The 24289-nt window shown below is 65.3% G+C and carries 25 protein-coding genes; 6 read left to right on the forward strand and 19 right to left on the reverse strand.

The features are described from left to right. Positions 1 to 15 precede the first annotated feature (15 nt). From phnN to phnG, 8 genes are read right to left on the reverse strand one after another with little or no spacing between them, the layout of a single operon-like run. Complete coding sequence (phnN, locus tag SO140_RS11510; RefSeq protein WP_449378159.1) at positions 16 to 609, reverse strand: phosphonate metabolism protein/1,5-bisphosphokinase (PRPP-forming) PhnN; 594 nt, start codon at positions 607 to 609, stop codon at positions 16 to 18. Next, the gene (locus SO140_RS11515; protein ID WP_449378160.1) at positions 606 to 1763 is read right to left on the reverse strand and encodes an alpha-D-ribose 1-methylphosphonate 5-triphosphate diphosphatase; all 1158 of its coding nucleotides are present in this window, start codon (positions 1761 to 1763) and stop codon (positions 606 to 608) included. Before SO140_RS11515 ends, phnN begins: the two co-directional genes overlap by 4 nt. Before the next feature lie 11 nt (positions 1764 to 1774). Then, positions 1775 to 2473: a phosphonate C-P lyase system protein PhnL gene (phnL, locus tag SO140_RS11520; RefSeq protein ID WP_449378161.1), complete on the reverse strand. Its 699-nt coding sequence runs from the start codon at positions 2471 to 2473 to the stop codon at positions 1775 to 1777. A gap of 8 nt (positions 2474 to 2481) precedes the next feature. Then, a complete protein-coding gene (gene phnK, locus SO140_RS11525) occupies positions 2482 to 3276 on the reverse strand; it encodes a phosphonate C-P lyase system protein PhnK (protein WP_449378162.1) in 795 nt (264 codons plus the stop codon). Beyond that, complete coding sequence (locus SO140_RS11530) at positions 3269 to 4165, reverse strand: alpha-D-ribose 1-methylphosphonate 5-phosphate C-P-lyase PhnJ (RefSeq protein WP_449378163.1); 897 nt, start codon at positions 4163 to 4165, stop codon at positions 3269 to 3271. The genes phnK and SO140_RS11530 overlap by 8 nt, the downstream gene beginning before the upstream one ends. Next, positions 4162 to 5265: a carbon-phosphorus lyase complex subunit gene (locus SO140_RS11535; protein ID WP_449378164.1), complete on the reverse strand. Its 1104-nt coding sequence runs from the start codon at positions 5263 to 5265 to the stop codon at positions 4162 to 4164. Before SO140_RS11535 ends, SO140_RS11530 begins: the two co-directional genes overlap by 4 nt. Before the next feature lies 1 nt (position 5266). After that, positions 5267 to 5878: a phosphonate C-P lyase system protein PhnH gene (gene phnH, locus SO140_RS11540; RefSeq protein WP_449378165.1), complete on the reverse strand. Its 612-nt coding sequence runs from the start codon at positions 5876 to 5878 to the stop codon at positions 5267 to 5269. Positions 5879 to 5882: 4 nt separating this feature from the next. Next, complete coding sequence (phnG, locus tag SO140_RS11545) at positions 5883 to 6296, reverse strand: phosphonate C-P lyase system protein PhnG (protein WP_449378262.1); 414 nt, start codon at positions 6294 to 6296, stop codon at positions 5883 to 5885. Positions 6297 to 6455: 159 nt separating this feature from the next. Between phnG and phnF the strand changes: the two genes are divergently transcribed. Beyond that, positions 6456 to 7184 (forward strand): phosphonate metabolism transcriptional regulator PhnF, encoded by a 729-nt coding sequence (gene phnF / locus SO140_RS11550; protein WP_449378166.1) that lies wholly within the window; start codon positions 6456 to 6458, stop codon positions 7182 to 7184. A gap of 101 nt (positions 7185 to 7285) precedes the next feature. On the opposite strand, the gene phnE (SO140_RS11555) is transcribed toward phnF, so the two are convergent. The 4 genes from phnE (SO140_RS11555) to phnC form a co-directional block, all read right to left on the reverse strand. Continuing rightward, entirely contained in the window at positions 7286 to 8134 is an 849-nt protein-coding gene (gene phnE / locus SO140_RS11555; RefSeq protein WP_449378167.1) for a phosphonate ABC transporter, permease protein PhnE, read from the reverse strand. Next, complete coding sequence (gene phnE / locus SO140_RS11560; protein WP_449378168.1) at positions 8131 to 9015, reverse strand: phosphonate ABC transporter, permease protein PhnE; 885 nt, start codon at positions 9013 to 9015, stop codon at positions 8131 to 8133. Before phnE (SO140_RS11560) ends, phnE (SO140_RS11555) begins: the two co-directional genes overlap by 4 nt. Positions 9016 to 9089: 74 nt before the next feature. Then, positions 9090 to 10028 carry a phosphonate ABC transporter substrate-binding protein gene (gene phnD, locus SO140_RS11565; RefSeq protein ID WP_449378169.1) on the reverse strand — a complete coding sequence of 313 codons (939 nt, stop codon included), beginning with the start codon at positions 10026 to 10028 and terminating at the stop codon, positions 9090 to 9092. 52 nt (positions 10029 to 10080) lie between these two features. After that, the gene (phnC, locus tag SO140_RS11570) at positions 10081 to 10890 is read right to left on the reverse strand and encodes a phosphonate ABC transporter ATP-binding protein (protein WP_449378170.1); all 810 of its coding nucleotides are present in this window, start codon (positions 10888 to 10890) and stop codon (positions 10081 to 10083) included. Positions 10891 to 11064: 174 nt separating this feature from the next. Between phnC and SO140_RS11575 the strand changes: the two genes are divergently transcribed. From SO140_RS11575 to SO140_RS11585, 3 genes are read left to right on the forward strand one after another with little or no spacing between them, the layout of a single operon-like run. Further along, complete coding sequence (locus SO140_RS11575; RefSeq protein ID WP_449378171.1) at positions 11065 to 11733, forward strand: LbetaH domain-containing protein; 669 nt, start codon at positions 11065 to 11067, stop codon at positions 11731 to 11733. Beyond that, entirely contained in the window at positions 11730 to 12923 is a 1194-nt protein-coding gene (locus SO140_RS11580) for an alpha-D-ribose 1-methylphosphonate 5-triphosphate diphosphatase (protein WP_449378172.1), read from the forward strand. The genes SO140_RS11575 and SO140_RS11580 overlap by 4 nt, the downstream gene beginning before the upstream one ends. Before the next feature lie 19 nt (positions 12924 to 12942). Continuing rightward, a complete protein-coding gene (locus tag SO140_RS11585) occupies positions 12943 to 13641 on the forward strand; it encodes a DUF1045 domain-containing protein (RefSeq protein ID WP_449378173.1) in 699 nt (232 codons plus the stop codon). Positions 13642 to 13644: 3 nt separating this feature from the next. On the opposite strand, the gene SO140_RS11590 is transcribed toward SO140_RS11585, so the two are convergent. From SO140_RS11590 to SO140_RS11620, 7 genes are all read right to left on the reverse strand, one after another. Continuing rightward, a complete protein-coding gene (locus SO140_RS11590) occupies positions 13645 to 14238 on the reverse strand; it encodes a hypothetical protein (RefSeq protein ID WP_449378174.1) in 594 nt (197 codons plus the stop codon). Between the two features lie 83 nt (positions 14239 to 14321). Next, positions 14322 to 15722, reverse strand: a complete 1401-nt coding sequence (locus tag SO140_RS11595) for a selenium-binding protein SBP56-related protein (RefSeq protein WP_449378175.1) — start codon at positions 15720 to 15722, stop codon at positions 14322 to 14324. A 284-nt stretch (positions 15723 to 16006) separates the two neighbouring features. Beyond that, a complete protein-coding gene (locus tag SO140_RS11600; RefSeq protein WP_449378176.1) occupies positions 16007 to 16948 on the reverse strand; it encodes a dihydrodipicolinate synthase family protein in 942 nt (313 codons plus the stop codon). Positions 16949 to 17090: 142 nt separating this feature from the next. Continuing rightward, on the reverse strand, positions 17091 to 19172 hold the full coding sequence (locus tag SO140_RS11605; RefSeq protein ID WP_449378177.1) for a methyl-accepting chemotaxis protein: 2082 nt from the start codon (positions 19170 to 19172) through the stop codon (positions 17091 to 17093). A 176-nt stretch (positions 19173 to 19348) separates the two neighbouring features. Next, on the reverse strand, positions 19349 to 20119 hold the full coding sequence (locus SO140_RS11610) for an enoyl-CoA hydratase (RefSeq protein WP_449378178.1): 771 nt from the start codon (positions 20117 to 20119) through the stop codon (positions 19349 to 19351). 13 nt (positions 20120 to 20132) lie between these two features. Next, positions 20133 to 20501, reverse strand: coding sequence for a MarR family winged helix-turn-helix transcriptional regulator (locus tag SO140_RS11615; protein ID WP_449378263.1), 369 nt, complete (start codon positions 20499 to 20501; stop codon positions 20133 to 20135). Between the two features lie 139 nt (positions 20502 to 20640). After that, a complete protein-coding gene (locus SO140_RS11620; RefSeq protein ID WP_449378179.1) occupies positions 20641 to 21300 on the reverse strand; it encodes a TetR/AcrR family transcriptional regulator in 660 nt (219 codons plus the stop codon). A gap of 90 nt (positions 21301 to 21390) precedes the next feature. Here SO140_RS11620 and SO140_RS11625 point away from each other — a divergent pair, with 90 nt between their 5' ends. Both SO140_RS11625 and SO140_RS11630 read left to right on the forward strand, forming a co-directional pair. Further along, positions 21391 to 22689 (forward strand): HlyD family secretion protein, encoded by a 1299-nt coding sequence (locus tag SO140_RS11625; protein WP_449378180.1) that lies wholly within the window; start codon positions 21391 to 21393, stop codon positions 22687 to 22689. After that, entirely contained in the window at positions 22631 to 24250 is a 1620-nt protein-coding gene (locus tag SO140_RS11630) for an MDR family MFS transporter (protein WP_449378181.1), read from the forward strand. Before SO140_RS11625 ends, SO140_RS11630 begins: the two co-directional genes overlap by 59 nt. Positions 24251 to 24289 lie beyond the last annotated feature (39 nt).

A 24289-nucleotide genomic window follows, 5' to 3' on the forward strand; every position in this document is an offset into this window, starting at 1 on the left:
CCACCTGCTCCTTTGCTATTCGCGCCAGCATTCGTTGCGGATCACGCGGACAAGCTGCCGGCCATGATAATCAGCGCTGCCGGCGTTGACGATCGTGACGTCGGCATGCGCCGCAGCGTCATCGACGTTGCGGCTGAGTCGCTCCGTAATGTTGCCGTCGCTGCGTCGCGCCCGCGCGGCGAGACGCTGGGCAAGGACGTCCGGCGGCGCCGTGATCGCGACCACCACGACGTTGGCATAGGCCTGGCGCAGCGCGTCGATCACCGTGCGCGAGACATTGACGACGACCGTGCGGCCTGCGCGGATATCGTCGTTGATATCGACCGGCAGGGCGTATGAGAGGCCATGTGCCTCCCAATGCGCAGCGAAATCCCCGTGGTCCAGCCCGCGGCGAAATTCGTCCGGAGTCGCGGACACATTGTCCTCGGCAGCAGACGCCTCCCGCGTCACGATCCGGCGCGGAAAGACCACATCGTGAGCTTCAGTGAGGGCGGCTTTGGCAAGACCAAGCAGCGTATCCTTGCCGGCACCGCTCGGACCAACGACCAAAACCAGGCGTCCAGGGCCGATCGCGGTCTCCTGTGGTGCAATCGACAGGCTCTCGCTCATGCGACGCGCCCTCCTTCCCGCCAGACGCTGCGAACGACGGGAACGCTGCCTGCAACGTGGACGCGGATCAAGTCGGCGCGCTTGCCGACCGCGATCTCGCCGCGATCGGTGAGCCCGACGGCCTCCGCCGGTGCCTTCGTCACCGTGCGGATTGCGGCCGGGAGGCTGATCGCCGGCACATGCTGCGGCAGTTGCAGCGCGGCCATCAAGAGGCTCGACGGAATGTAGTCAGATGACAGGATGTCCAGGAGCCCCTCGCGCGCGAGATCGATGGCGGCGATGTTGCCCGAATGCGAGCCGCCGCGCACCACATTTGGCGCGCCCATCAAAATGTCGATGCCGGCTGCGTGCAGGCCGCGCGCAGCTTCCACCGTGGTCGGAAACTCCGCGACAGCGACCCCGTCGCGGATCGCATCGGTGACGTTCTCCTCGGTGGTGTCGTCGTGGCTCGCCAGCGGAATTTTGTGTTCCTGCGCAAGCGCCACGATCTCTCGCATGTTCGTCGCGGCATAGGTCTGCTGGTAGGTGAAGCGTCTGGCAAAGAGCTCGTCGAGCTGGGCGTCGGTCATGCCACCACCCTTGCCGCGGTAGTAGTCGCGCAGCTTGACCTCGTCGCGAAACTGGCGCTGGCCGGGCGTGTGGTCCATCAGCGACATCAACCGCACGTCGGGACGACCGATCAGCTCCTTGGCCTCCTCGACGACGCTCGGCATCGGAATCTCGCAGCGCAGATGCAGGAAGTGATCGGCGCGCAGGAGATTGCTCTGGCGCGCCGCGGAGATCGCAGCGGCGAGCGTGCCGGCACGGCCGTCGACCTCCTCCGCGCCGTCCTCGCGCCAGACCCGCAGCGAATCGAGTACCGTGGTGATGCCTGACGTCGCAAGCTGCCCGTCATAGGAGATGACGGCGGCGACGGGATCCCAGAACACCTTTGGCCTTGGCACGTAGTGCGCTTCGAGATGATCGGTATGCAGCTCGATCAGGCCCGGCGCAATCAGGTCGCCGCCGGCGTCCTCGGCGCCCGCGGGCGCCCCGCTCTCGCCGATCTCGGCAATGCGCCCGTTCGCAAGAGCGATCCAGCCCTGCTCGATCACGCCATCAGCCAGCACGATCCTGGCGTTGGCGATCACGGTTTCATTCGGCTTCGCGTTCATTTCCAAATCCTTCAGGCCGCGGCGGCAAAACTGGTGACGTCGACGATACGGTCGGCGATCAGATGGCGTATCTCGTCGTCATGGACGATCGCGACCATGGCTGTGCCCCTGCGCTTCTTCCCTGCGATCAGCTCGACGACAACGGCGCGGTTGGCGGCATCGAGCGAGGCGGTCGGCTCGTCGAGCAGCAGGATCGGCAGCTCCGGAATGAAGCCACGCGCGATGTTGACGCGCTGCTGCTCGCCGCCGGAGAAGGTGGCGGGCGGAAGCTGCCAGAGTCGCTCGGGGATGTTGAGGCGATGCAAAAGAGCGCCCGCGCGCTGTCGTGCCTCGGGTCGCGCCACGCCGCTCGCGATCAGCGGCTCGGCGACGACATCGATGGTCGCGACTCGCGGCACCGCGCGGAGGAACTGGCTAACGTAGCCGATCGTGTCACGCCTGACGTTGAGGATCTGACGCGGCTCGGCGCTGGCAAGATCGATCAGGTTACCTCGATGGCGGATGCCGATGCGGCCGCCGTCGCAGCGATAATTGCCGAAGATCATTTTCAGGATCGACGACTTGCCCGCGCCCGACGGACCGGAGAGCACGACGCATTCGCCGGGATTGACGTGGAACGTCACGCCTCGCACGACAGGGAGCTCGACGCCACCCTGAAGGTGCATCGTAAATGTCTTTTGCGCGTTGGCGACGTCGATCATGGCGGTCATCGGGCGGCTCATGGCGGCAGAATCGAGGAGACGAGAAGTTGAGTATAGGGCTCGCGCGGGTCGTCGAGCACCAGGTCGGTCAGGCCAGTCTCGATGACCCGTCCGCCCTTCATTACCATCACGCGATGCGACAGCAGCCGTGCCACCGCGAGATCGTGGGTGACGATGATGACGGCGAGATGCAATTCGGCAACCAGGTTGCGCAAGAGGTCGAGCAGGCGGGCCTGCACGGAGACATCGAGGCCGCCGGTCGGCTCGTCCATGAAGACGAGGCGCGGCTCGGTGACGAGGTTACGGGCGATCTGGAGGCGCTGGCGCATGCCGCCGGAATAGGTGCGCGGTGCATCGTCGATCCGTGCGACGTCGATCTCGACGCGCTCCAGCCAGCTCGAGGCGGTGTCGCGGATGCGGCCGTAGTGATTCCATCCTACGGCCATCAGTCGTTCGCCGACATTGGCGCCGGCGGAGACCGCCATGCGCAGGCCCTGCGCGGGATCCTGGTGCACAAAGCCCCAATCGGTGCGGAACAGGAAACGCCGCTCGGCCTCGCCCAGCGTTGCAAGATCGCGTGTCACGCCATCGCGCATCCGGTAGGCGACGCGCCCACCGCTCGCGGACAGCTGGCCCGACAGGAGCTGGAGCAGCGTCGACTTGCCGGAGCCGGATTCGCCGACGATCGCCAGCACCTCGCCGGGATAGAGCGCGAAGGAGACGTCGCGACAGGCCGCGATTTTGCCGTAGGATTTGCTCAAGGCTTCCGCGACCAGCAGCGGCTGATCGTTCTCAGGCACAGGCTCAGCCATTTGATTCCCCCTGCGCCTTCTCCTTGTACGGCGCGGCGCTCAGGCTGCCGTGATGGCCGGCTGCCTGACGTTCCTCGCAGAAATCGGTGTCGGAGCACACGAACATGCGGCCGCCCTTGTCGTCGGTGACGATCTCGTCGAGATACGAATTCTCGGCGCCGCACAGCGCGCAGGGCGCGTTGAAGCGATAGGGCTCGAACGGATGATCCTCGAAATCGAGCGACACCACCTGGGTGTAAGGCGGGATCGCATAGATGCGCTTTTCGCGACCGGCGCCGAAGAGCTGCAGCGCCGGGCAATTGTCCATCTTGGGATTGTCGAATTTCGGCGTCGGTGACGGGTCCATCACGTAGCGCGCGTTCACCTTCACCGGATAGGCGTAGGCGGTCGCGATATGTCCGAACCGCGCGATGTCCTCATAGAGCTTGACGTGCATCAGGCCGTATTCGGCGAGCGCATGCATGCGGCGCGTCTCGGTCTCGCGTGGCTCGAGGAAGCGCAGGGGTTCGGGGATCGGCACCTGATAGACGAGCACCTGGTTCGGCCCGAGCGCCGTCTCCGGGATGCGGTGACGAGTCTGGATCACGGTTGCCACTTCCGTCGCGGTCGTCGTGGCGACGCCGGCGGTCTTGGCGAAGAATTTCCGGATCGAGATCGCGTTGGTGGTGTCGTCGGAGCCCTGATCGATCACCTTCAGCACGTCATCCGGTCCGAGAATCGCGGCCGTGACCTGCACGCCGCCGGTGCCCCAGCCATAGGGCATCGGCATTTCGCGGCTGGCGAACGGGACCTGATAGCCGGGTATCGCAATGGCCTTCAGAATCGCGCGGCGGATCATCCGCTTGGTCTGCTCGTCGAGATAGGCGAAGTTGTAGGCAGGCGCGTTCATTCCGCAGCCTCCTTCATCGCCTCGACGTCATTGGCCTCGGCAAATTCCTGCCGCAGCTTGCGCAGCAAGCCGAGCTCGGACTGGAAGTCGACATAATGAGGCAGCTTTAGATGCTCGACGAAGCCAGTCGCCTGGACGTTGTCGGAATGCGACATCACGAATTCCTCGTCCTGCGCGGGCGCAAGCACCTCCTCGCCGAGATCGCGTGCGCGAAGCGCGCGATCGACCAGCGCCATCGACATGGTCTTGCGCTCGCTCTGGCCGAAGGCGAGGCCATAGCCGCGGGTGAAGCACGGCGCTTCCGTGGCCGAGCCCTTGAATTGGTTGACCATCTGGCATTCGGTGAGCTCGATGGCGCCGAGCGGCACGGCAAAACCGACGTCCTCGGCGAAGAAATCGACCTCGACCTCGCCAAAGCGAATCTCGCCGGCGAAGGGATGGTTACGGCCGTAGCCGCGCTGCGTCGAGTAGCCCATCGCCAGCAGAAAACCTTCGTCGCCACGCGCGAGATTCTGCAGGCGCAGGTCGCGGTCGGCCGGAAAATTCAGCGGCTCGCGCGTGAGATCCCCGACGCTCGCGCCGTCTTCAGCTTGCGGCGAGGCCTCGATCAGCCCGTCGCGGCCCAGGATGTCCGTCACGCGCGGCGTGGCCGCGGTCGACGCCTCTGCCGTCGCCGGCGCCTCGGGCACAAATCCCTCGGCGAGCGTCGGATCGAGCAGGCGGTGCGTGTAGTCGAAGGTCGGCCCGAGAATCTGGCCGCCCGGAATATCCTTGAAGGTCGAAGACACCCGCCGCTGCACCCGCATGGCACCGGTATCGACCGGCTCGCTTGCGCCAAGGCGCGGCAGGGTGGCACGAAAGGCGCGGACCAAAAAGATTGCCTCGATCAGATCGCCGCGCGCCTGCTTGATGGCGAGCGCCGCAAGCTCGCGGTCATAGAGCGAGCCTTCGCTCATGACGCGATCGACGGCAAGACCGAGCTGCTCGGAAATCTGGTCGAGCGAAATTTCGGGTACGCTCTGGTCGCCACGCCGCGCATGCGCGAGCAGGCGATGGGCGTTCTCGATGGCACGTTCGCCACCTTTGACTGCGACATACATGCTACTGGCTCCCCTTGTTCGCGACACACGTGGTACGGGGGATCGCAACCACGGCGTCGTCGGCGACCAACACCACGTCGATGCCACGCGGAAACGGCGCCTCGTTGATGCGTAGGCGCACGAAGAGGTCGGCCGGCCTGATTGCTACGTGAAGCGTCGTCACGCCGTCGATACCCGGGCCACGAAGCTCGAAGGCGCCCCCTGCGTCGAGGCTCTCCACTTGCAGGATCACCGTGGTCGAGCGATCCGGATATTCGTTACTTCCGAGCGCAAATCGCTCGAGTGAAGGAAGCATGGCACCGTCGGCGATCAGCGCAAAGCTCGCGACCGAAGCATCCTGGATCACCGGCGCGCCGGTATGGAATTTCAGCCATTTTGGGACGTCGGAGTTCTCCGACATTCGCGCATCGAGCCAGAGCGGCGTATCGTGGTCGAACAATGTGAGCGCGATCGCCGCGGTCCCGCGCATCATGGGACCGGGCGTGCCTGCGACCGGCACGATGCGCTGGACCGAGCCCGGCCGCGCCATCGCGTCCATGACCGAACGAAAGGTCGATTGCGCCGACAACACCTTGTCGGCGAAACCCGGCGGCAGCTCCGCAATCGTGGTCATGGCCTCACCCCTCACCGCGCACCATGGTGTAGAAATCAACCTTCGTTGCGGCCGTCTGCGCGCCGCGCTGCGCCTGCCGCGCGTGCAGGTCCGCGCGCAGCGGCGCGACGACCTCACGTTCGACGAGGGCACCAAATTCTACCGACTGCACGAGCGCGTCGCAGAGCGCGATCAGCCTGGCCTTCTCACCGTCGCGGCCGAGCGTATAGCCGAAACCGACCTCGCCGCTCGCAAGCCGCACCGCGGCGCGCGACACGGTGGCTTCGCCCAGGTTGAACGGCGCACCGTCGCCACCGACGCGGCCGCGCAGCATCACCAGGCCGTTCTCTGGCGCGCGCAGGTCGTCGTGTTGCGGCAGCGCGATTGTGCTGAGACGCTCGGCGATGTCGCCGGGTTCGGCGTGCGCCAGCACGGCCATCGCCGCCTTGCGCCGCGTCGTGAGGCTGTCTTGCGGGGTCACGTCATTCCACCAGGCTTGCCGAATTCAAGTTGTCTATGATAATAGACAACTTGATAAGGAAGCGCCATGACTGTTTCGTGACAACCGTATGATTTTCGGGATAGGCTGTTCCCCATTATGAGCCTTCAGGACACCGCCTCTTCCGGCGTCGCGCTGTGGCGCCTGGTCGCCGACGGCATCGAGCGCGGCATCGCCGACGGCCGCTTCGCGGCCGGCGAGAAGCTGCCGGGCGAGATGGAGATCGCCGAGACCTATCGTGTGAACCGCCATACGGTGCGGCGCGCGCTGGCGGCCCTTGCCGAGCGCGGCCTGGTGCGCGCCGAGCGTGGCAGCGGCACCTATGTCGAGGCGCAGAAGCTCGCCTATCCACTGCGCTCGCGTACGCGCTTCTCGGAGATCGTCGGCGCCGGCGGCCGCGAGCCGCGCGGACAGTTGATCGAGGCGTCGGAGGACGTGGCGAGCCGGGAGCTCGCGCGGGAGCTCGGCGTGAAGACCGGGGCGCGGCTGGTCCGGATCGAATCCGTGCGCTTGGCGGACCGCACGCCGATCTGCGTCTCGACGTCCTGGCTATCAGCCGAACTCTTTCCTGATGCGGGCGCGGTATTCGCCGCCACACGCTCGATGACAAAGCTGCTCGCGCATTACGGCGTCCGCGACTACCGCCGCGGCTCGACCCGGATCACCGCCGGCATCGTCGACGCGACCGACGCCGCGCGGCTCGATCTCGCGCTCGGACGCCCGATCCTGGTGGTCGATTCCACCGACCTCGATCCGGACGGCAAGCCGCTGGTGACGAAACGCTCGCGATTTGCGGCGGAGCGGGTGGAGTTCTTGGTGGAATCGTAGGGTGGACAAAGGCGCACTTGCGCCGTGCCCACCCTCTCTCCGAGGTCGCGACAGAAGCGGTGGGCACGCTTTGCTTTGCCCACCCTACGAGAGCAGCCGCTCTATGCCACAGCCCGCCTGCCGATGATGGCAAAGCGCAGCTTGCCGGAGATGAAATCGATCGCGGCGACAGCGACCAGGATCATGAGCACGAGGAACGACACCTTCTGCCATTCCAGCACGCGGATCTGCTCGGCGAGCTGAAGCCCGATGCCGCCGGCACCGACGATGCCGATGATGCTGGCCGAGCGCGTGTTCGATTCGATGAAGTAGAGCACCTGGCCGGCGATGACCGGCAGCACCTGCGGCATCAGGCCGAAGCGGATCTCATGCAAGGCGTTGCCCCCTGACGCCCTGATGCCCTCGACCTGCTTCTTGTCGGCCGCCTCGATCGCCTCCGAAAACAACTTACCGAGCGCGCCGAAGTCCGAGACCATGATCGCGAGCACGCCGGCGAACGGCCCGAGCCCGACGACATTGATCCAGACCAGCGCCCAGATCAGCGTATCGACGCCGCGGATCGAGTCGAGGAAGCGGCGCACCGGAAAGCGGATGATGTTCGGCGGCACGATGTTGCGCGCCGCGAGCAGGGAAACGGGCAGCGCCAGCGTTGCGGCCAGCGTTGTGCCGAGCAGCGCGATCGACAGCGTCTCGCCGAGCGCCTTCAGATAGAGCGGCAACGACGTTCCGGGATCGGGCGGGATCATCATCATGGTGATCCAGCCGAGCTGCTTGAGGCCCGCGATGAACTTCGCCGGTTCGAAGCCGAGATCCTGCAGGCCGAAGATAAAGACGGCGAGCGCGGCCACAATCATCGCCGGCATCGCCAGACGCGCGGCCGCCGGCCGCTCGAAGGCCTCGGGATATTTCGTCCGCAGCGCTGCGGTGTCGGGCTTCTCGAACTGCTTCATGACCGTGCATCCCTGCCGAACAGCCGCGCACGCAACCAGCCAGTCGTGATGTCGATGACGAAGATCGTGAGCACGATCATCAGCAGGATCGCGCTGACGTCGGAGTAGTAGAATTTTCGGATCGCGACCACGAGCTCCTGGCCGACGCCACCGGCACCGACGAAACCCATCACCGAGGATTCGCGGACGTTGATCTCGAAGCGCAGCAGCGCGTAGCTGACATAGCCGGCCGAGACCTGCGGCAGCACGGCAAAGCGCATGCACGAGAGCCAGCTCGCGCCGGTCGAGCGCACGCCTTCGACCGGCTTCATGTCGGCATTCTCTACGATCTCGGCGAACAGCTTGCCGAGCGCGCCGGTTGAGTGAATGGCGATCGCCAGCACGCCGGCCATCGGCCCGAGCCCGAAGGCCATGACGAAGATCAGCGCAAACACGATGCCCGGCACGGTGCGGGCGAATTCGAGCAGGCGGCGAACCGTGAAGCGCAGCCAGGGCGCCGGCGACGTGTTCTCCGCGGCGAAAAAATTCAGGCAGAAGGCACAGACCGCGCCGATCAGCGTGCCGACATAGCTGATCAGCAGCGTCTCACCCAACATCTTCAGCCATTTGCGCCAGCCCCACAGCCATTCACCGACGTCGGTCCAGACGCGCTGGCCATTTTCGAGCGTGAGGATGCGATCGAAATAGCTGACGAAATTGCCGAAATAGGTGAAGAGCGTCCGGACGTTCACCTCGGCCCCGATCGCTGCAATCAGCAGCGCGACGGTGAACAGCGCCGTTCCCAGCAGAAGCCGCAGCCGCTTGCGCGCCACCGCCTGGCCATAAGCGGCATTCAGTGCAGCAAGTTGGTGCTCGGGGAGGATCGAGACCGCGATCGTCATGTGGTTGGGATCACCAGCCGGTCATAAAGAAGAGCCGGGTCGATTGACCCGGCTCCAGTGCGTCGTCCCGAATATCAGGACGCCTTCTTCTTGCGTAGCGCGTCGACGAACTTGATCAGCTCGATCGTGCCATCCCAATCCTTGGTGGTCGCGGGATGAAAACCCTTTTTCTGGCCGTCCGAGAGCCGATCGAACGCAGCCTTGTCCTTGGTGGGCGAGTCGAAGAATGCCTTGGCGATCGCGGCCTTCAGGTCATCGGGGAGGTCGGAGCTATAGGCGTACATCGAAGGGCCAATGATCGGCGCCGACTTGTGAATGATGCGGAAATCGTCCTTCTTCATCGGCGAGCCGTCGGCGTTCTTCAGCATGCCCTTGGTCAGCATCTGCGCCAGGGTGGAATCGTCGTCGCTGGTCCATTGGTTGGCGGCAACATCGACCGTGCCCTGCGCCAAGGCAAGGATCGCATTCTCATGGCTGCCGGTGAAGACGACCTTGCTGAAATACGTGTCGACATCCGCGATGCCCATCTTGTCGAGCTCGAAGCGCGGCACGTTGTTGCCTGAGGTCGAATTCGGATCGACCAGGCCGAGGTTCTTGCCCTTCAGCTCGTCAATGCTCTTGTAGGGGCTGTTCGCCTTGACGAAGAACACCGAATAATAGCCCGTGCCGCCATCCGCGTTCAGATCGCTCGCAAAGGCGTCCGTCTTGACGCCGGTCAGCCGGGCGCGCGCAAACGAGGCCGACCCATAACTTGCGATCTGGATGTTGCCGGCACGCTGACCTTCGATCACGGCGGCGTAGTCATTGGCGATCCGCAGCGTGACCTTTACGCCGAGTTCCTTCGAGAGGTAGGTCATGAACGGAGCCCAGCGTTCGGTGACGCCCGAGGCGTTCTCGGCCGGGACAACGGCAAATGTCAGCTCCGGATATTTCGCTTTCCAGTCTTCGGCAGACGCAGATACGGTGAAGGCCAGCGCGGCGGCGCCGGCAAGTACGATGCGACGAGTGATCATGATACCCTCTTGATCGGTTGGACGCGGTAAACGCAAAAACTTGGGTCGGGGCTCAGGCGGCGGCAGCGCTGCCGAGCGCTGGAACGGCTTCGGGCGCCGGCAGTGGCACGCCACCCATGACTTCGCTGGCTTCGAGATCGTAGAGCTCACGCGCGACGTGCTCGGTGAGCGCCGACGGCGCGCCGTCGAACACCACGCGGCCCGCCGCCATGCCGATCAGACGGTCGCAATAGCTGCGCGCCAGATCGAGCGAATGCAGGTTGCAGATCACGGTGATGCCGAAATGCTTGTTGATGCGCAGCAGCGCATCCATCACGATTTTCGTGTTGCGCGGGTCGAGCGAGGCGATCGGCTCGTCGGCGAGGATGAGATCAGGCTGCTGCACCAGTGCGCGAGCGATCGCGACGCGCTGCTGCTGGCCGCCGGAAAGCTGGTCGGTGCGCTGCGCCGCGAGCGAGGCCATGTCGAACTGCTCGAGCGCCGACATCGCCAGCGCCCTGTCCTCCTCTAGCCAGGCCTGCGTCAGCGAGCGCCAGGCCGGCATCGCGGCAAGGCGGCCCATCAGCACGTTGGTGAGCACGTCGAGGCGGCCGACGAGATTGAACTGCTGGAAGATCATCGCGGCGCGGGCGCGCCATTGCCGCAGCTCCTTGCCGCGCAGCGCGGTGACGTCGACGCCGTCGAACAGGATGCGCCCCTCCGTAGGCGTCACCAGGCGGTTGATGGTCCGCAGCAAGGTCGACTTGCCGGCGCCCGAGCGGCCGATCACGCCGACAAAGCCGCCGGGAGCAACCTCAAACGAAGCACTGTCCACCGCGGCTTTTGTGCCGAAGCGGCACGTCAGACCTTCAAGCACCAGCATGCAGGAGCTCCCAACTAGCTGGGCCCAACCGCTAACGCCGCCGCTTTACATTTGTGTGACAGGGGCAGGGCAGTGCGGCGATGCTACGCACGCCATCCCCCGTCATCTCTTCGTCATGACATCGTCATCAAGGCGCTCGAAGACGAACGCCCCTCTCCCGTTGACGGACGCATCATGGTCGCCAAAGCGCTTTCGGTCCAACCGACCATCGATTCCACGGCCAAGCTTCACGAGATCAAGCTCGGCGCCTATTGCGAGGTCGGCGCGCGCACGATCCTGCACGAGGTGACGATGGGCGACTATTCCTACGTCGTGAACGATTCGCAGATCACCTACACGACGATTGGAAAATTCTGCTCGATCGCAGCGATGACGCGTATCAATCCTGGCAATCACCCGATGCAACGCGCCAGCCAGGCGCATTTCACCTATCGTGCGAGTGCCTACTTTCCGGGCGAGAGCGACGAGGCCGAGTTCTTCGACTGGCGGCGCCAGCATCACGTTTACATCGGTCATGATGTCTGGATCGGCCATGGCGCGATCGTGCTGCCAGGCCGCAATATCGGCACCGGCGCCGTGGTAGCCGCAGGCGCCATCGTCACCAAGGACGTCCCCGCCTACACCATCGTCGCCGGCAATCCGGCCCGTCCGGTCCGACGGCGGTTCTCCGACGAGATCGCCGACCGCCTGGCAAGGCTCGCCTGGTGGGACTGGCATCACGAAAGCTTGCGTGAGGCCTTGCCTGATTTCCGCAAGCTTGGGATTGAAGATTTCCTCGCAAAGTACGAAGCACGGATCGTTGCCAACCAGTCCTCTCCCAGCAAGCGAAGCATCCCCGCGTGACTGAAATTTATCTTGAAGGCGGCCGGGCACTGATCGGCTCGGAGATCGTCGAAACCTCACTCGTCCTGTCCGGGCAGGAAATTGCAGCAATCGATCGCGGCCGCGCACGTGCGCCACTTGCGATCGACGCCCGGAGTCTTTTGGTCTTGCCGGGCATCGTCGACCTGCATGGCGATGCCTTCGAGCGGCAGATGATGCCGCGCCCTGGCGTCGACTTCCCGATCGACGTGGCGCTCGCCGACAGCGACCGGCAGGTGATCAGCAACGGCATCACCACCGTCTTCCACGGCACGACCTGGTCGTGGGAGCCGGGCCTGCGCTCTGGCGACAATGCACGGCGCCTGCTGGTGGCGATCGAACGCTTGCGGCCGCAATTTGCCGCCGATACCCGCTTCCATCTGCGGCACGAGACCTACAATCTCGACGCGGAGGACGAGATCGGCCAATGGCTCGCCGAAGGACGGATCGATCTGTTCGCCTTCAACGATCACATGGCTGCGACCATCCGCGATCTTTCAAAGCCGAACAAGCGCGGCCGCTTGGTTGACCGGACCGGACTGTCCGACACGGCTTTCGAAGAGCTGGTCGGTCGCGTCGCCGCTCGCGCGGCGGACGTCCCGGCGACGACCGCGCGGCTTGCTGCGGCGGCCCGCGCGGCCGAGGTACGGATGCTCTCGCATGACGATTCGACACCGGCGGTGCGCAAGGCGTATCGTGACATGGGCGCCACGATCGCCGAATTTCCGGTCAACGAAGAGACGGCGCGCGCGGCCGCGGAGGCCGGCGACGCCATCATCTACGGCGCGCCCAACGTGGTGCGCGGCGGCAGCCATACTGGCTGGACCAAAGCCTCCGACATGATCGCCAAGGGACTCTGTTCGGTGCTGGCCTCGGACTACTACTATCCGGCGCAACTGCTCGCCGCCTTCCGGCTCGCGGCCGATGGCGTGCTGCCGCTGGCGCAGGCCTGGAAGCTGATCTCGGAAGCTCCGGCAGAGGCCGCGGGCCTGTCCGATCGCGGAACGATCAAGGAAGGACGGCGCGCCGACATCCTGCTGGTCGACGACACCGTGCCGCTGCGGCCGCGGGTGGTCGCGGTGATCGCTGCAGGCAAGCTCGTCCACCTCACCGATGGCTCGCGCCTGCTGGGCTCAGCCGCGGCGCCGCGTGAGGCTGTCGCCGCCGTCTAAACCCGCTATAGCTGAGGCGATGACAGGTTTTCCCCGCTACGCGATCTACTATGCCGCCGATGCCGAGAGCGTGCTATCGCGCTTCGGCGCCGGGCTGCTCGGCTATGATGCCCATGGCGGCCGCGAGTCGCCCTTCCCTGCAGAGGCGCTGCACCTTGCAACCGATTGGCATGACGTCACGGCCGATCCCCGCAAATATGGTTTTCACGGCACGCTGAAGGCGCCGATGGCGCTGGCGGGGGGCAAGACCGAGGCCGAACTGGTAGCGGCGTGCGCAGCGTTCGCTGGCAAGCCGCGGCCGATCCCCGTGATTCGTCCGATCGTGGATTCCATCAGCGGCTTCATTGCGGTGATCCCGGCCGAGCCCGTCGGCGAATTGACACAGCTCGCCGCCGATTGCGTGCGCGATTTCGATGCGTTTCGTGCGCCGCTGACGGCGAACGATCGCGCGAGGCGCAACCCGGATAGGCTGCCCGAGCGGCAGCGCGATTATCTCGATCGCTGGGGCTACCCCTACGTGATGGAAGAATTCCGCTTTCACATGACGCTCACGGGCCGGCTCGATGCGGAGCGGCGTGGGCCGATCGTCGAGATGCTGCGGAAGCGGTTTGCCGAGCTGCGCCTTGTGACGCTCGCCATCGACCGCATCGCGCTGTTCCGACAGGAAAACGCAGCGGCACGCTTTCACATCATCGGAGAGTGGCCATTGGCGACGTAGGGCTCATCGCCAGCTCGCGAGATTGAGTGCGAGCGCGGCTGCGCCAACGAAGATGAGGCTCGCGGCCCAGACCGCGTCCAGATTGAACCAGCTTCGCGACACGAACTTAAGACCGAGATAGCGGTAGACCAGCCACGCAAGGCAACCACCCGCGAAGACCATTGCGACGACGTGCGCAAGCGAAACCAACACCGCCATCGCAAGATTTGCCGTGATGAGGGAGCCGGCTGCTTGGTGGCCGACGTCGAGGTCCGCGACCTGGCATAGCCCGAGATAGATCGGCACCAGCATCAACGCGGCGCCATGGGCAAGAGCGATGGCAAACGACCACAGCGCCAGCTGCGTTGGCGGTATCCGCGCCAGTGCCCGCGGATGGCGCCTGTTGATGAAGCGAAAGATGCCGAAACCAATCACGAGGAGGCTCGCGCCGAGTTGGATCGGACGCTGCCATTCGGCCAGGGTCAGCAACAGCGCGAACGGCAGGAGCACCAGGAATGTCGCCAGCAGATGGCCGGCCGATAGAGCGCCCAGCGCTCCAAACAGCGCAGTCGGGCTTCGTTCCATGAGCCCTGCCGAAACCGCGAGCGGCCATCCCATCCCCGGATTGAGCCCGTGATAGATGCCGCTCGCAATAAGAGCGAGCCAGAGCCAGACAAGTGTCCGGCTCGCCTCTCCCCAATCTAGGCCGACGGATAGCAAAAGGAATCCGTCGAACAGTCGCCGCCCTCAAGTCTGATCTGGTGCGCCCGGTAGCCGTCCGGGAAGCTGACGAAATAGTCGCTCGCGAGTTCGAGGCCGCCGTTGCGACCGACATTGGCCATCACTTCGACGCCGGGAACGCCATCGGGATAGAACTGGTCGTCCCAGGTCGAGTAGAGCGAGTTGGTCCAGTACACCCGCTTGCCGTCGCGGCTGATCTCGACCATCTGCGGGCCACCTGCATATGCCTTGCCGCTCGGATGCGGCGCGCGGCGCACGATGCCTCCGGTGTACACCGAGCCCGCGAGCTTGGGTTTCCGGGGATCGCTGACGTCGTACTGGCGCATCTCGCCGGTGCCCCAGCAGGAGACGTAAAGGAACCTGTCGTCCATCGACAGATCGATGTCGGTCACCAGTGGCGGGACGGCACCAAACCCCTGCAAAAGCGGCGGAAGCTTTTCTTTGGCGGCAGGCTCCGGCGGGATGGTCGCGGTCTTCTCGGCATGGAATTTTCCGCCTTCGCGCCACCAGGTCCAGATCGAGCCTTCCAAATTGGTGGTATCGACCACCACGCCGGCAAAGCCGTACTCACGAACCGGATCGTGCGCGGGCCGCACCTCCAGCGCCATCTGATGGTTCGCACCGAGATCGATGGTCTGGACGTTGCGCCGTGCCCGGAGATCCCAGAAATGGAGCCGGTGGCCATATTTGTTCGACAGCAGATCTTCGGGAACGATGCCGTTCTCGAATTGCGGCGGCAATCCCCACTCGCTCGTCACCATGTAGTCGCGCGGCAGATTCCACCAGAAGTCATAGTGCAGCGTCTGCGGACCGCGATCGATCTCCCAGCGACCGAGCACCTCGAACGTCTCGCAATCCATGATGAAGACGCCGGGAGGCCCGCTCGTGCCGTCCTTGCCGCCGCCGCCGAGCGTGCTGACGTAGATGCCGTCCGGCCCGCAATGGATGGTGTGTGGTCGCGAGTAGCCGGTTTTCTTGAAGACTTCCTCCGGCTCGATGATCTTGAGAATCTTAGCTTGGGTCGGATCGGGCCTGGTGTCGATGATGTAGATGCGCGATGAGCGCAGGCCGGGAATGATGAGATAGCGTCGCTCGATGAACGCATGTCCGGCGAGCGGAGACAATGCGGATGAGCAGGCATTCCATCCAAAGTGATGAAACTCGTCGCCCTTGTTCGGCATCGTCACGGTGTGGACGATCTTGCTATAGGTCGGCGATCCCGGCTTGACGTCGATGACCGCGAGTGCGTCGGGCTTGGAGAAATCCGGGCTGAGCAGCAACGTATAAGCGAAATTTTCGGGCGGCGCTTCCATCGCGAGTCTTGGCGATGCGTGGAAGGTCGGATCTGGCCGCATTGTCATGGCACTGCCTCCCTGTTTGCGTCGGCTTGCGCCAACCTGGCCCGGGATAACGGCATAATGAAGTGCTGACGCGCGATGTCTCGAGGTGCTGCGCGGGCCTGGTTGGCCCGGGAACATTACGTCATCGCACAGTCGCGCGAAACCGGCCGAAGCGCGCCAATTCGACGCTTCGCCCAAACGGCAGGGCTATCGCATAGGGATTCCTACTGTTCCTGCAGCCGCCGCTTCAACAAGCTCGGTGTCGTCCCCGCGCAGGCGGGGACGACAGCGGAATATGTGGCTCGCTACTTCCCCCAGCGCAGCGCCAACGCGTCGCGTTCCTTGGCGAGCTCGAGCAGGCCCGCGCGCGTGGCCGGGTGCAGCGGTTGCAGGGGATGGCGCACGGCGTCGGACTTGATCACGCCGCCGGCCTGCATCATCGCCTTGCAGGCGATCAGGCCGCACTGGCGGTTCTCGTAGTTGATCAGCGGCAGCCAGCGCTCATAGGCGGCCTTCGCCTCCTCGCGCTTGCCAGCGAAATAGGGATCGATGATCTGACGGATGCCGTCGGGATAGCCGCCGCCGGTCATCGCGCCGGTGGCACCGGCGTCGAGATCGGCCATCAGCGTGATGGCTTCCTCGCCGTCCCACGGGCCTTCAATATCCTTGCCGCCCGCCTCGATCAGGCCGCGCAGCTTTGCGGCAGCGCCGGGGACCTCGATCTTGAAATAGCGGATGTTGGAAAACTCCCGTGCCAGCCGGGCCAGCAATTCCACCGACAGCGGCGTGCCCGCGACCGGCGCGTCCTGGATCATGATCGGAATTTCGATCGCCGCCGACAGCACCTTGAAGAATTCGACGATGCCCTTCTCAGGTACGCGGAAGGTCGCGCCGTGATAAGGCGGCATCACCATCACCATGGCGGCGCCGGCGGCCTCCGCCTGCTTGCTGCGCGCCGCGCACACGGCCGAGGAGAAATGGGTGGTGGTGACGATGACGGGGACGCGGCCGGCGACATGCTCCAGCACGGCATGCATCACGGTCTCGCGCTCGGCGTCGGTCAACACGAACTGCTCGGAGAAATTGGCGAGGATGCAGATGCCATTCGAGCCGGCATCGATCATGAAATCGATGCAGCGACGCTGGCCCTCGAGGTCGAGCTCCCCACGCTCGTTGAAGATCGTGGGGGCGACGGGAAAGACGCCCCGATACGGACGCTGGGCTTTGCTTTGGGGCGTGGCCGACATCGAAACTTACTCCCTGGATTTCTTGCCGCGACTTTCTGGTGGGCCGCCCGCAATGCCGCGCGAGCATGGTACCGCTACCATTTAGCGCGGTCGCGCAGCTGCGGCAATGCCGATCGCGGCGGGAACTTCAGATCTGACGAGTCTACGCCGCCCGCACGGCGCCCAGGAAGCCCTCGACCGCCACGCGCAGGCGGTCGGCATCGGCCGACATCTTCTTGACCGACTCCGTCAACACGGTGCCGGCATTGCCGGTCTCGCGGTTGAGGCCGGCGACGCTGCCGATGGTATCGGTCACCTCGCGGGTGCCGAGCGCGGCCTGCTGGAAGTTGCGCGAGATTTCGGTGGTCGCCGCGCGCTGCTCCTCGACGGCCGCAGCGATCGCCGTCATCTTCTCGTCGATGCCGCTGATCGCCCCGCCGATCGACCGGATCGCGGAAACCGCCTGCCCCGTCGCGGACTGGATCTCCGCGACCTGGCGCGAGATTTCCTCGGTCGCGGTCGCCGTCTGCGACGCCAGACTCTTGACCTCGCCGGCGACCACGGCGAAGCCCCGGCCCGCCTCGCCGGCACGCGCCGCCTCGATGGTGGCGTTGAGCGCGAGAAGGTTGGTCTGGCCGGCGATGGCGTGGATCATCTTCACGACCTCGCTGATGCGGCTCGCCGTCTGATCGAGGATCTCGACCGTCGCATTGGTCTGCTCGGCCTGCGCGACCGCCTCGCGCGCCTCGCGCGCACTGGCCTGCACCTGCGCAGAGATCTCGCCGACCGATGCCGACAGCTCCTCGGTCGCGGCCGCAATGGTCTCGAGATTATTGGTGGCCTGCTCGGCCGCGGAGGACACCGCAGCCGTCTGGTTGCTCGACTCCGAGACCAGCGAACGCACACCCGTCGCCGTGGCGTCGAGCTCCCTCGTCGATTCGGCAACGTTATGAATCACCGCCTGCACGGTGTCGTCGAAACGCCGGCAAGCCGCGTCGACCGCGCCCGAGCGGGCGAGTTGCTGGGCTTGCTGCGCCTCGCGCTCCTGACCGAGCCGCTCCGCCGTCGCCGCGCTCTCGCGCAGGCTCTCGAGCGCTGACGCCATGGTGCCGAACTCGTCGGGGTATTTCAACTGCGGCACCGGCGTTGCGTAGTCGCGCGCGCTGATCCGCGCGATCGCGCCCATCAGCGATTGCACCGGCCGCACCAGGCGATTGCGCACCACGAACACGCCGGTCAGGGTCACGGTCAGCGCCGCAAGGAAGGCCAGCGACTGCACCACGAGTTTGGTGAGCGCCGTCTCCTGCACGGCTTCCGCGCGCGCGATCGACTGGTCGAGCGCCTTGTTGGCGACGGCGACGATCGGCCCGAACGGCGACTGGCAGAGCGCATTCCACTCCTGCGCGGCAACGGCTGGACGGCCGCTGCCGTCGAAATTCCTGGTGAGCTGCGAAATCTGCTGCACGACCGAGTCGGTTTTCGCATGCGCCTCCTTGGCTGCCGAGACGAGATCTGCGGTCACATCAGGCGCGGCGAGGAGTTCCTCGATTCCGGTCCAGCCTGCGCCGACGACGCCGTTCCATTGCGCCACGTTCAGCTTCTGGGTCTCGTCGAGCGGCTTGCTGGCGTTCACGTTGGGGCGCAACGCCGAGCACTGGATGCCGTAGCGGTCGCGCACCTGCCAGGCGAGGCGGCGAACCTGGATCATCCGGGCGATGAAAGGATCGTTCATCCAGGCGCGGTTCGAGACCGCGGTGGAGGCGAGGTTCGCAGTGTCGATGGTCTTGGTCACCGCATCGTACCAGGAGTTGGTGCGGTCGATCTTGCGCTCGGCGCGCGGACGCGCGGCTTCCTCGAAGAACAAGCGGAATTGCGGCGCGGCCTCGCTCCAGCGTTGCTTCAGCGTGCTTGCAAGCTCGTCGCGGCGGGCGAACTCGACGGTCTCGACGGCCGCGGCAATCGAATCATAGCCGCCCTGCTCGAGCTTCTCGACCTCACTCAAGCGGGCGCGCGGATCGTCCTCGCCGAGCAGCGCGCTCTGCGCATCGCCGCGGTTGGTCCGCAGCGACAGCACGCCCTGAAAAATGGCCTTGTCGGCGGCAGCGAGCCGCCCGGTCTCAAGGCTGTCCCGATAACGGCCGAAGGCGCCGGCCATCTGGATCGCCGTGCTGGTCAGGGCGCCCACGGCCAGCAGGGCCATCAGCACCAGGAGAAGCGTGCTTACCGATTTCCTAATTATCGTCATTGGCAGGGCGTCCAGTTTCGTGCGGCGGCACTGTGCCGCGCGACCTGCCAACGTTCCGTTAAGGTTCTAATTGAATTGGCTGCAATGCAAATCTGCCGCAACGACTGGTTGGTCTAGACAATGAATCTGGACGAACGGCCGAGGAGGCCGGCGCGCTGCGCCGGCCTCACGCGAGGTCACGCAACCTTGGTGAAATCCGGCGGGCGGCGCTCGGCAAAGGCGGTGAAGGCCTCCCGGGCCTCCGCGGTACGCAGGCGCTGTGCGAACTGCTCGCCTTCGGCCGTCATCTGCGCGACCAGCGCCTCACCGTTTCGCATCAGCCGTTTGGTGGCGATCAGCGCGCCGGCCGGCTGCTTTGCGAGGCGCTGCGCGAGCGCGGCAACCTCGACATCGAGCTTGTCGAGCGCCACGATCCGGTTGGCGAGACCCCATTCGAGCGCGGTATTCGCCGGCACGGCCTCGCCAAGCGCGAACATCTCGTAGGCGCGGACGTGACCGATACGCAGCGGCATCAACAGGCTCGAGGCCGCCTCCGGCACCAACGCCAGGCTGACGAACGGCGTCGACAACAGCGCATTGTCGGCGAGCACGACGAGATCGCAATGCAGGAGCATCGTGGTGCCGACGCCGACCGCGCGGCCCTGGACGGCCGCCACCAGCGGGCGCGTGCAGCGCGCCAGCGACTGGATGAACCTGACGACGTTGCGGCTGCCCTCGGATTTGCCGGTGGCAACCGCGGCGAATTCGCCAACGTCGTTGCCAGCCGTGAACATGTCGCCCTCTCCGCGGATCAAGAGCACGCGGACCGACGGATCGGTCTCGGCGCCCTCGATGGTATCGGCGAGCTTGCCGTACATCGCATCCGTCAGCGCATTCTTCTTATCGGGGCGCGCCAGGGTCAGCGTCAACACGCCATTGGTCATCTCGGTTCGGACATGCTCGGTCATGGAACGGCTCCTCTCATTCGTCTGTTGCTCGTGGAAACTTGGTTTGAACGCTCGCCAGCCAGCGTGCGACGATGTCGATCTCGGCGCTGGAAAATCCTTCCGTCAGCGCCGCGTTGATGTCCGCGGCAGCCGCCTTCGCACGCGCCTCGGCCACACGGCCCTTCGGCGTCAACCAGACGCGCCAAGCGCGACCGTCTTCGCGGTCGGCCCGCCGCTCGACCAGCCTTGCCGCGGCCATCCGGTCGACGAGACCGGAGATGCCCGCCGGCCCAAGATCGAGCGCGGCCCCCGCCTCGCCCATCAGCACGCCGTCCTGTCGGCCGAGGATGAACAGAAGGCCCGCCTGAGATGGCGTCACCTCGCTCTCCGGCTGCGCCGCCATGAAGCGCTGCAGCCGGCGCTGCGCGACGTTCAGGAGGTAGATCAGCCGATGGTGCCTTACGGCTGTCACGCGCGGCGCAATTTATTTCGCATGCGAAATATATAGTCCGACGCAACCGGTCTGTAAAGCGGCCGCGGCGTCAAGCCGGCGCGACGCGACAGCCGTCCAAAAACAAGACCGCGGCGGTGCGGACGCGGCGCTCGATCTCCTTGCGCGACGGCAACGGCACACCGCCATAGATCGCGGCGCGCTGAGGGGCCGAGACGGCCATGCCGATCAGCATGCCCGCGGCCTCCTCGACATTGTCGAGCGCAAGGCGCTCTGTCTTCACCTGGACGCGCAGCCAGCGCGCCAGCGCGGCCGCCGTACGCGCAATGCCGTTGCGGTAGAAGGTCACGGCGAGATCCGGGAACGCGGCGGATTCCTGTAGCACGATGCGCTGCAGTGCGACGACCTCCGGATCGAGCGCGAGCTCGGCGCAGGCGAGCAGCACGGTGGATAGGGCCTCCGCAATGTCGGCGTGATCGATGCCTTTGAGTTGCACGTCGGAAAGCTGCCGGTCGAGCCGATCGGCGACCATGGCCTCGAACAACGCCGCCTTGGCCGGAAACAGCCGATAGAGCGTCTTGGTAGAAATGCCGGCGCGGCGCGCCAGCTCCTCGGTGCTGGTCGCCGCGTAGCCGTTCTCGGCAAAGGCGTGCCGTGCGGCGTCGAAGATGATCTGACGCGTCTCGCTGTCATCGCGCAGTGGCGGCCGTCCGCGGGGGCGGTATTCGCTGGAAGATTTTTCCTGAGCCATGTCTTTACATGATGCCTGTCATTCTATTGACAGTTTTCAAGCTAGTCGTATTTTGGAAATCGTCAAGTTTCCTAATTCAGGGAGCCGCCCATGTCCGTCCACACCAGCCCATCCAAGATCGAAGCCACAGGGGTTCCGGCCAGTCTGCCGCAGAGCCTGCTGCCCGCCGAAACGGCGTCCGCCCCACCCAGAAAGTTCAACCTTCGCAAGCTGTTGCTTGCCGGTGTCGCAGCTGCCGCGCTGGCCGGCGCGAGCTGGTACGGTTACGACTACTGGACGGTCGGCCGCTTCCTCGTCTCCACCGATGACGCCTATGTGAAAGCCGACAACACCACCATCGCGCCGAAGGTCAGCGGCTATCTCGTCCAGGTGCAGGTCGCCGATAACGAGCACGTGAAGGCGGGCCAGGTGCTGGCCCGGATCGACGACCGCGACTTCAAGGTCGCGCTCGACCAGGCCCGCGCCGACGTTGCGGCCGCGAGCGCCACCATCACGAGCAAGGAGGCGCAGCTCGAGGTTCAGCAGGCGGTGATCGCGGCAGCCAAGGCGACGATCGACGTCGACACTGCAACCAAGACCTTCGCGGGCCAGGAGAACAAGCGCTACACGGACCTCGCTGCGACGGGCTACGGCAGCGTGCAGAATGCGCAGCAGGCACAGGCGCGCGATGCCGGCGCAAACGCCGCCATCCAGCGCGACACCGCCAATCTCGCCTCCGCCCTCAAGCAGGTCGATCTGTTGAAGGCCGAGATCGTGCAGGCCAGGGCCGCTCTCGCCCGCGCGGAAGCCGTGCAGCACCAGGCCGAGCTCAATCTTGGCTACACGACACTCGTCTCCCCGATCGACGGCGTGATCGGCAACCGCACACTTCGCGTCGGCCAGTACGTGCAGGCCGGCACGCAGTTGATGTCGATCGTGCCGGCCGATGGCGCCTATGTGGTCGCCAACTTCAAGGAGACCCAGCTCACCAACGTGCATGCCGGCCAGACGGTCGACATCGAGGTCGATATGTTCCCGGGCCAGGTCGTGCATGGCCATGTCGATTCGATCGCGCCCGCGAGCGGTCAGGAGTTCGCGCTGCTGCCGCCCGACAACGCCACCGGCAACTTCACCAAGGTGGTTCAACGCATCCCCGTCAGGATCGCGCTCGACGCCGAGAACGCGCCGTCGATCGCGCTGCGGCCGGGCATGTCGGTGATCCCGACGATTGCGACGCGTTCCAGCGCGCCTGCCGCGCTGGCAGCGACTGCACCCAAGGCAAATCAGACCAAGGCAAATCAGACCAAGACAAATCAGACCACGGCAAACCAGACCTCCGGAGGGTCGCGCCATGTCCAGCAGCCCCTCAATCCCAGCGCCCGCACGCTCGATTCCGGCCGCGACGCCTGATCGCGTCGTCACTGACCCGAATCGCGCCAGCGCCACGATCTGGATCGCCGTCTTCGCGGCGATGATCGGCGCCTTCATGGCGATCCTGAACATCCAGATCACCAACGCCTCGCTGCTCAACATCGAGGGCGGCATCGGCACCGGCGTCGACAACGGCTCCTGGATCTCGACGTCCTATCTGATCGGCGAAATCATCGTCATCCCGCTCACCGACTATTTGTCGCGCGTGTTCTCGTTCCGTAACATCATCCTGAGCTTTGCGACGCTGTTTGCGGCATTCTCCGTCGCCTGCGCCTTCACCCACGACCTGCCCTCGATGATCGCGATGCGCGGCTTGCAGGGCTTCTTCGGCGGCGTGCTGATCCCGATGGCCTTCACGCTCGTCTTCACCAAGCTGCCCAAGGGCCAGCAGCCGATTGGCCTTGCGATGTTCTCGCTCGCGGTGACCTTTGCGCCCGCGATCGGCCCGACCATCGGCGGCTATCTCACCGAGAATTACGGTTGGCAGACCATCTTCTTCGTCAACGTCGTCCCGACCGCGGTCATGGTCACCACGCTGTTCTTCACGCTGGAGCGCCAGCCGCTTCAGCTGGGCCTGCTGCGCGAAGGCGACTGGTTCGGCATCGCCACAATGGCCGTCGGCCTGGCCTCGCTCCAGGCCGTGCTCGAGGAAGGCAACAAGGACGACTGGTTCGGCTCGCCCTTCATCGTGCGACTTGCCATTGTCGCGGCCGTCAGCCTCGCGCTGTTCATCTACAATGAGCTGGTCGTGGAAAAGCCGCTGTTGCGCCTGCGGTTGCTCACGCAATGGAATTTCGGCGTCGGCACGATCGCCTCGGTCTTCCTCGGCTTCGCTCTGTTCGGCTCGGTCTATCTGCTGCCCGCCTATCTCGGCCAGGTGCAGGGCTACAACGCCGAGCAGATCGGCAACGTGCTGGCCTGGACCGGCCTGCCGCAGCTTCTCTTGATTCCGCTGGTGCCGAAGCTGATGCAGCGCTTCGATGCCCGCTATATCGCGACCGTCGGCCTGCTGCTGTTCGCCACGAGCTCCTTCATGAACATCATGATGTCGCTCGATTATGCGGGCGATCAGTTCCTCGCGCCCAACGTCGTGCGAGCGGTCGGCCAGGCGCTGACGCTGGCGCCGCTCTCCGCGCTCAGCCTCGGCAGCGTCGCGCCGCAGGACGCGGCCGCCGCCTCCGGCATCTCCAACATGATGCGCAACCTCGGCGGCGCGATCGGCACCGCCGTGCTCGCGACCATCGTTACCAAGCGCGAGCAATTCCATTCCAACATCATCGGGCAATCCGTGACGCTCGGCCGCGAGGAGGTCCGCGGCCGCATCGCGCAGCTCACGAACTACTTTGTCGCCCATGGCGTGCCGGATCCCAACGCCGCGCATGAGCAGGCCGTCATCGCGCTCGGCAAGCTGGTCAAGCGCCAGGCGCTGGTGATGGGCTTTTCCGACACCTTTGCCGTGATCGGCGTCGTGCTGGTGCTGGCCGCGATCGCGGTGCTGCTGATGCGGCGCGGCAAGGTGGCGGGCGGCCCGGCGCACTAGGCGTCGCCCATCCATTTTTTGAGCGGCCGTCACGCTTGA

Source organism: Bradyrhizobium sp. UFLA05-108, from assembly GCF_059803455.1.

Excerpts from the sequence above, each read along its gene's own strand:
- phnC (WP_449378170.1), bottom strand. The coding sequence starts at position 10,890 with ATGCTGGTGCTTGAAGGTCTGACGTGCCGCTTCGGCACAAAAGCCGCG.
- phnE (WP_449378168.1), bottom strand. The coding sequence starts at position 9,015 with ATGACGATCGCGGTCTCGATCCTCCCCGAGCACCAACTTGCTGCACTG.
- SO140_RS11630 (WP_449378181.1), top strand. The coding sequence starts at position 22,631 with ATGTCCAGCAGCCCCTCAATCCCAGCGCCCGCACGCTCGATTCCGGCC.
- phnK (WP_449378162.1), bottom strand. The coding sequence starts at position 3,276 with ATGGCTGAGCCTGTGCCTGAGAACGATCAGCCGCTGCTGGTCGCGGAA.
- phnE (WP_449378167.1), bottom strand. The coding sequence starts at position 8,134 with ATGAAGCAGTTCGAGAAGCCCGACACCGCAGCGCTGCGGACGAAATAT.
- SO140_RS11615 (WP_449378263.1), bottom strand. The coding sequence starts at position 20,501 with ATGGCGGCGCAGCCGGAGAGCGAGGTGACGCCATCTCAGGCGGGCCTT.
- phnF (WP_449378166.1), top strand. The coding sequence starts at position 6,456 with ATGAGCCTTCAGGACACCGCCTCTTCCGGCGTCGCGCTGTGGCGCCTG.
- phnN (WP_449378159.1), bottom strand. The coding sequence starts at position 609 with ATGAGCGAGAGCCTGTCGATTGCACCACAGGAGACCGCGATCGGCCCT.
- SO140_RS11610 (WP_449378178.1), bottom strand. The coding sequence starts at position 20,119 with ATGACCGAGCATGTCCGAACCGAGATGACCAATGGCGTGTTGACGCTG.
- SO140_RS11595 (WP_449378175.1), bottom strand. The coding sequence starts at position 15,722 with ATGACAATGCGGCCAGATCCGACCTTCCACGCATCGCCAAGACTCGCG.
- SO140_RS11515 (WP_449378160.1), bottom strand. The coding sequence starts at position 1,763 with ATGAACGCGAAGCCGAATGAAACCGTGATCGCCAACGCCAGGATCGTG.
- SO140_RS11625 (WP_449378180.1), top strand. The coding sequence starts at position 21,391 with ATGTCCGTCCACACCAGCCCATCCAAGATCGAAGCCACAGGGGTTCCG.
- SO140_RS11620 (WP_449378179.1), bottom strand. The coding sequence starts at position 21,300 with ATGGCTCAGGAAAAATCTTCCAGCGAATACCGCCCCCGCGGACGGCCG.
- SO140_RS11535 (WP_449378164.1), bottom strand. The coding sequence starts at position 5,265 with ATGTATGTCGCAGTCAAAGGTGGCGAACGTGCCATCGAGAACGCCCAT.
- phnH (WP_449378165.1), bottom strand. The coding sequence starts at position 5,878 with ATGACCACGATTGCGGAGCTGCCGCCGGGTTTCGCCGACAAGGTGTTG.
- phnG (WP_449378262.1), bottom strand. The coding sequence starts at position 6,296 with ATGGCCGTGCTGGCGCACGCCGAACCCGGCGACATCGCCGAGCGTCTC.
- SO140_RS11590 (WP_449378174.1), bottom strand. The coding sequence starts at position 14,238 with ATGGGATGGCCGCTCGCGGTTTCGGCAGGGCTCATGGAACGAAGCCCG.
- SO140_RS11600 (WP_449378176.1), bottom strand. The coding sequence starts at position 16,948 with ATGTCGGCCACGCCCCAAAGCAAAGCCCAGCGTCCGTATCGGGGCGTC.
- phnD (WP_449378169.1), bottom strand. The coding sequence starts at position 10,028 with ATGATCACTCGTCGCATCGTACTTGCCGGCGCCGCCGCGCTGGCCTTC.
- SO140_RS11530 (WP_449378163.1), bottom strand. The coding sequence starts at position 4,165 with ATGAACGCGCCTGCCTACAACTTCGCCTATCTCGACGAGCAGACCAAG.
- phnL (WP_449378161.1), bottom strand. The coding sequence starts at position 2,473 with ATGACCGCCATGATCGACGTCGCCAACGCGCAAAAGACATTTACGATG.
- SO140_RS11605 (WP_449378177.1), bottom strand. The coding sequence starts at position 19,172 with ATGACGATAATTAGGAAATCGGTAAGCACGCTTCTCCTGGTGCTGATG.
- SO140_RS11585 (WP_449378173.1), top strand. The coding sequence starts at position 12,943 with ATGACAGGTTTTCCCCGCTACGCGATCTACTATGCCGCCGATGCCGAG.
- SO140_RS11575 (WP_449378171.1), top strand. The coding sequence starts at position 11,065 with ATGGTCGCCAAAGCGCTTTCGGTCCAACCGACCATCGATTCCACGGCC.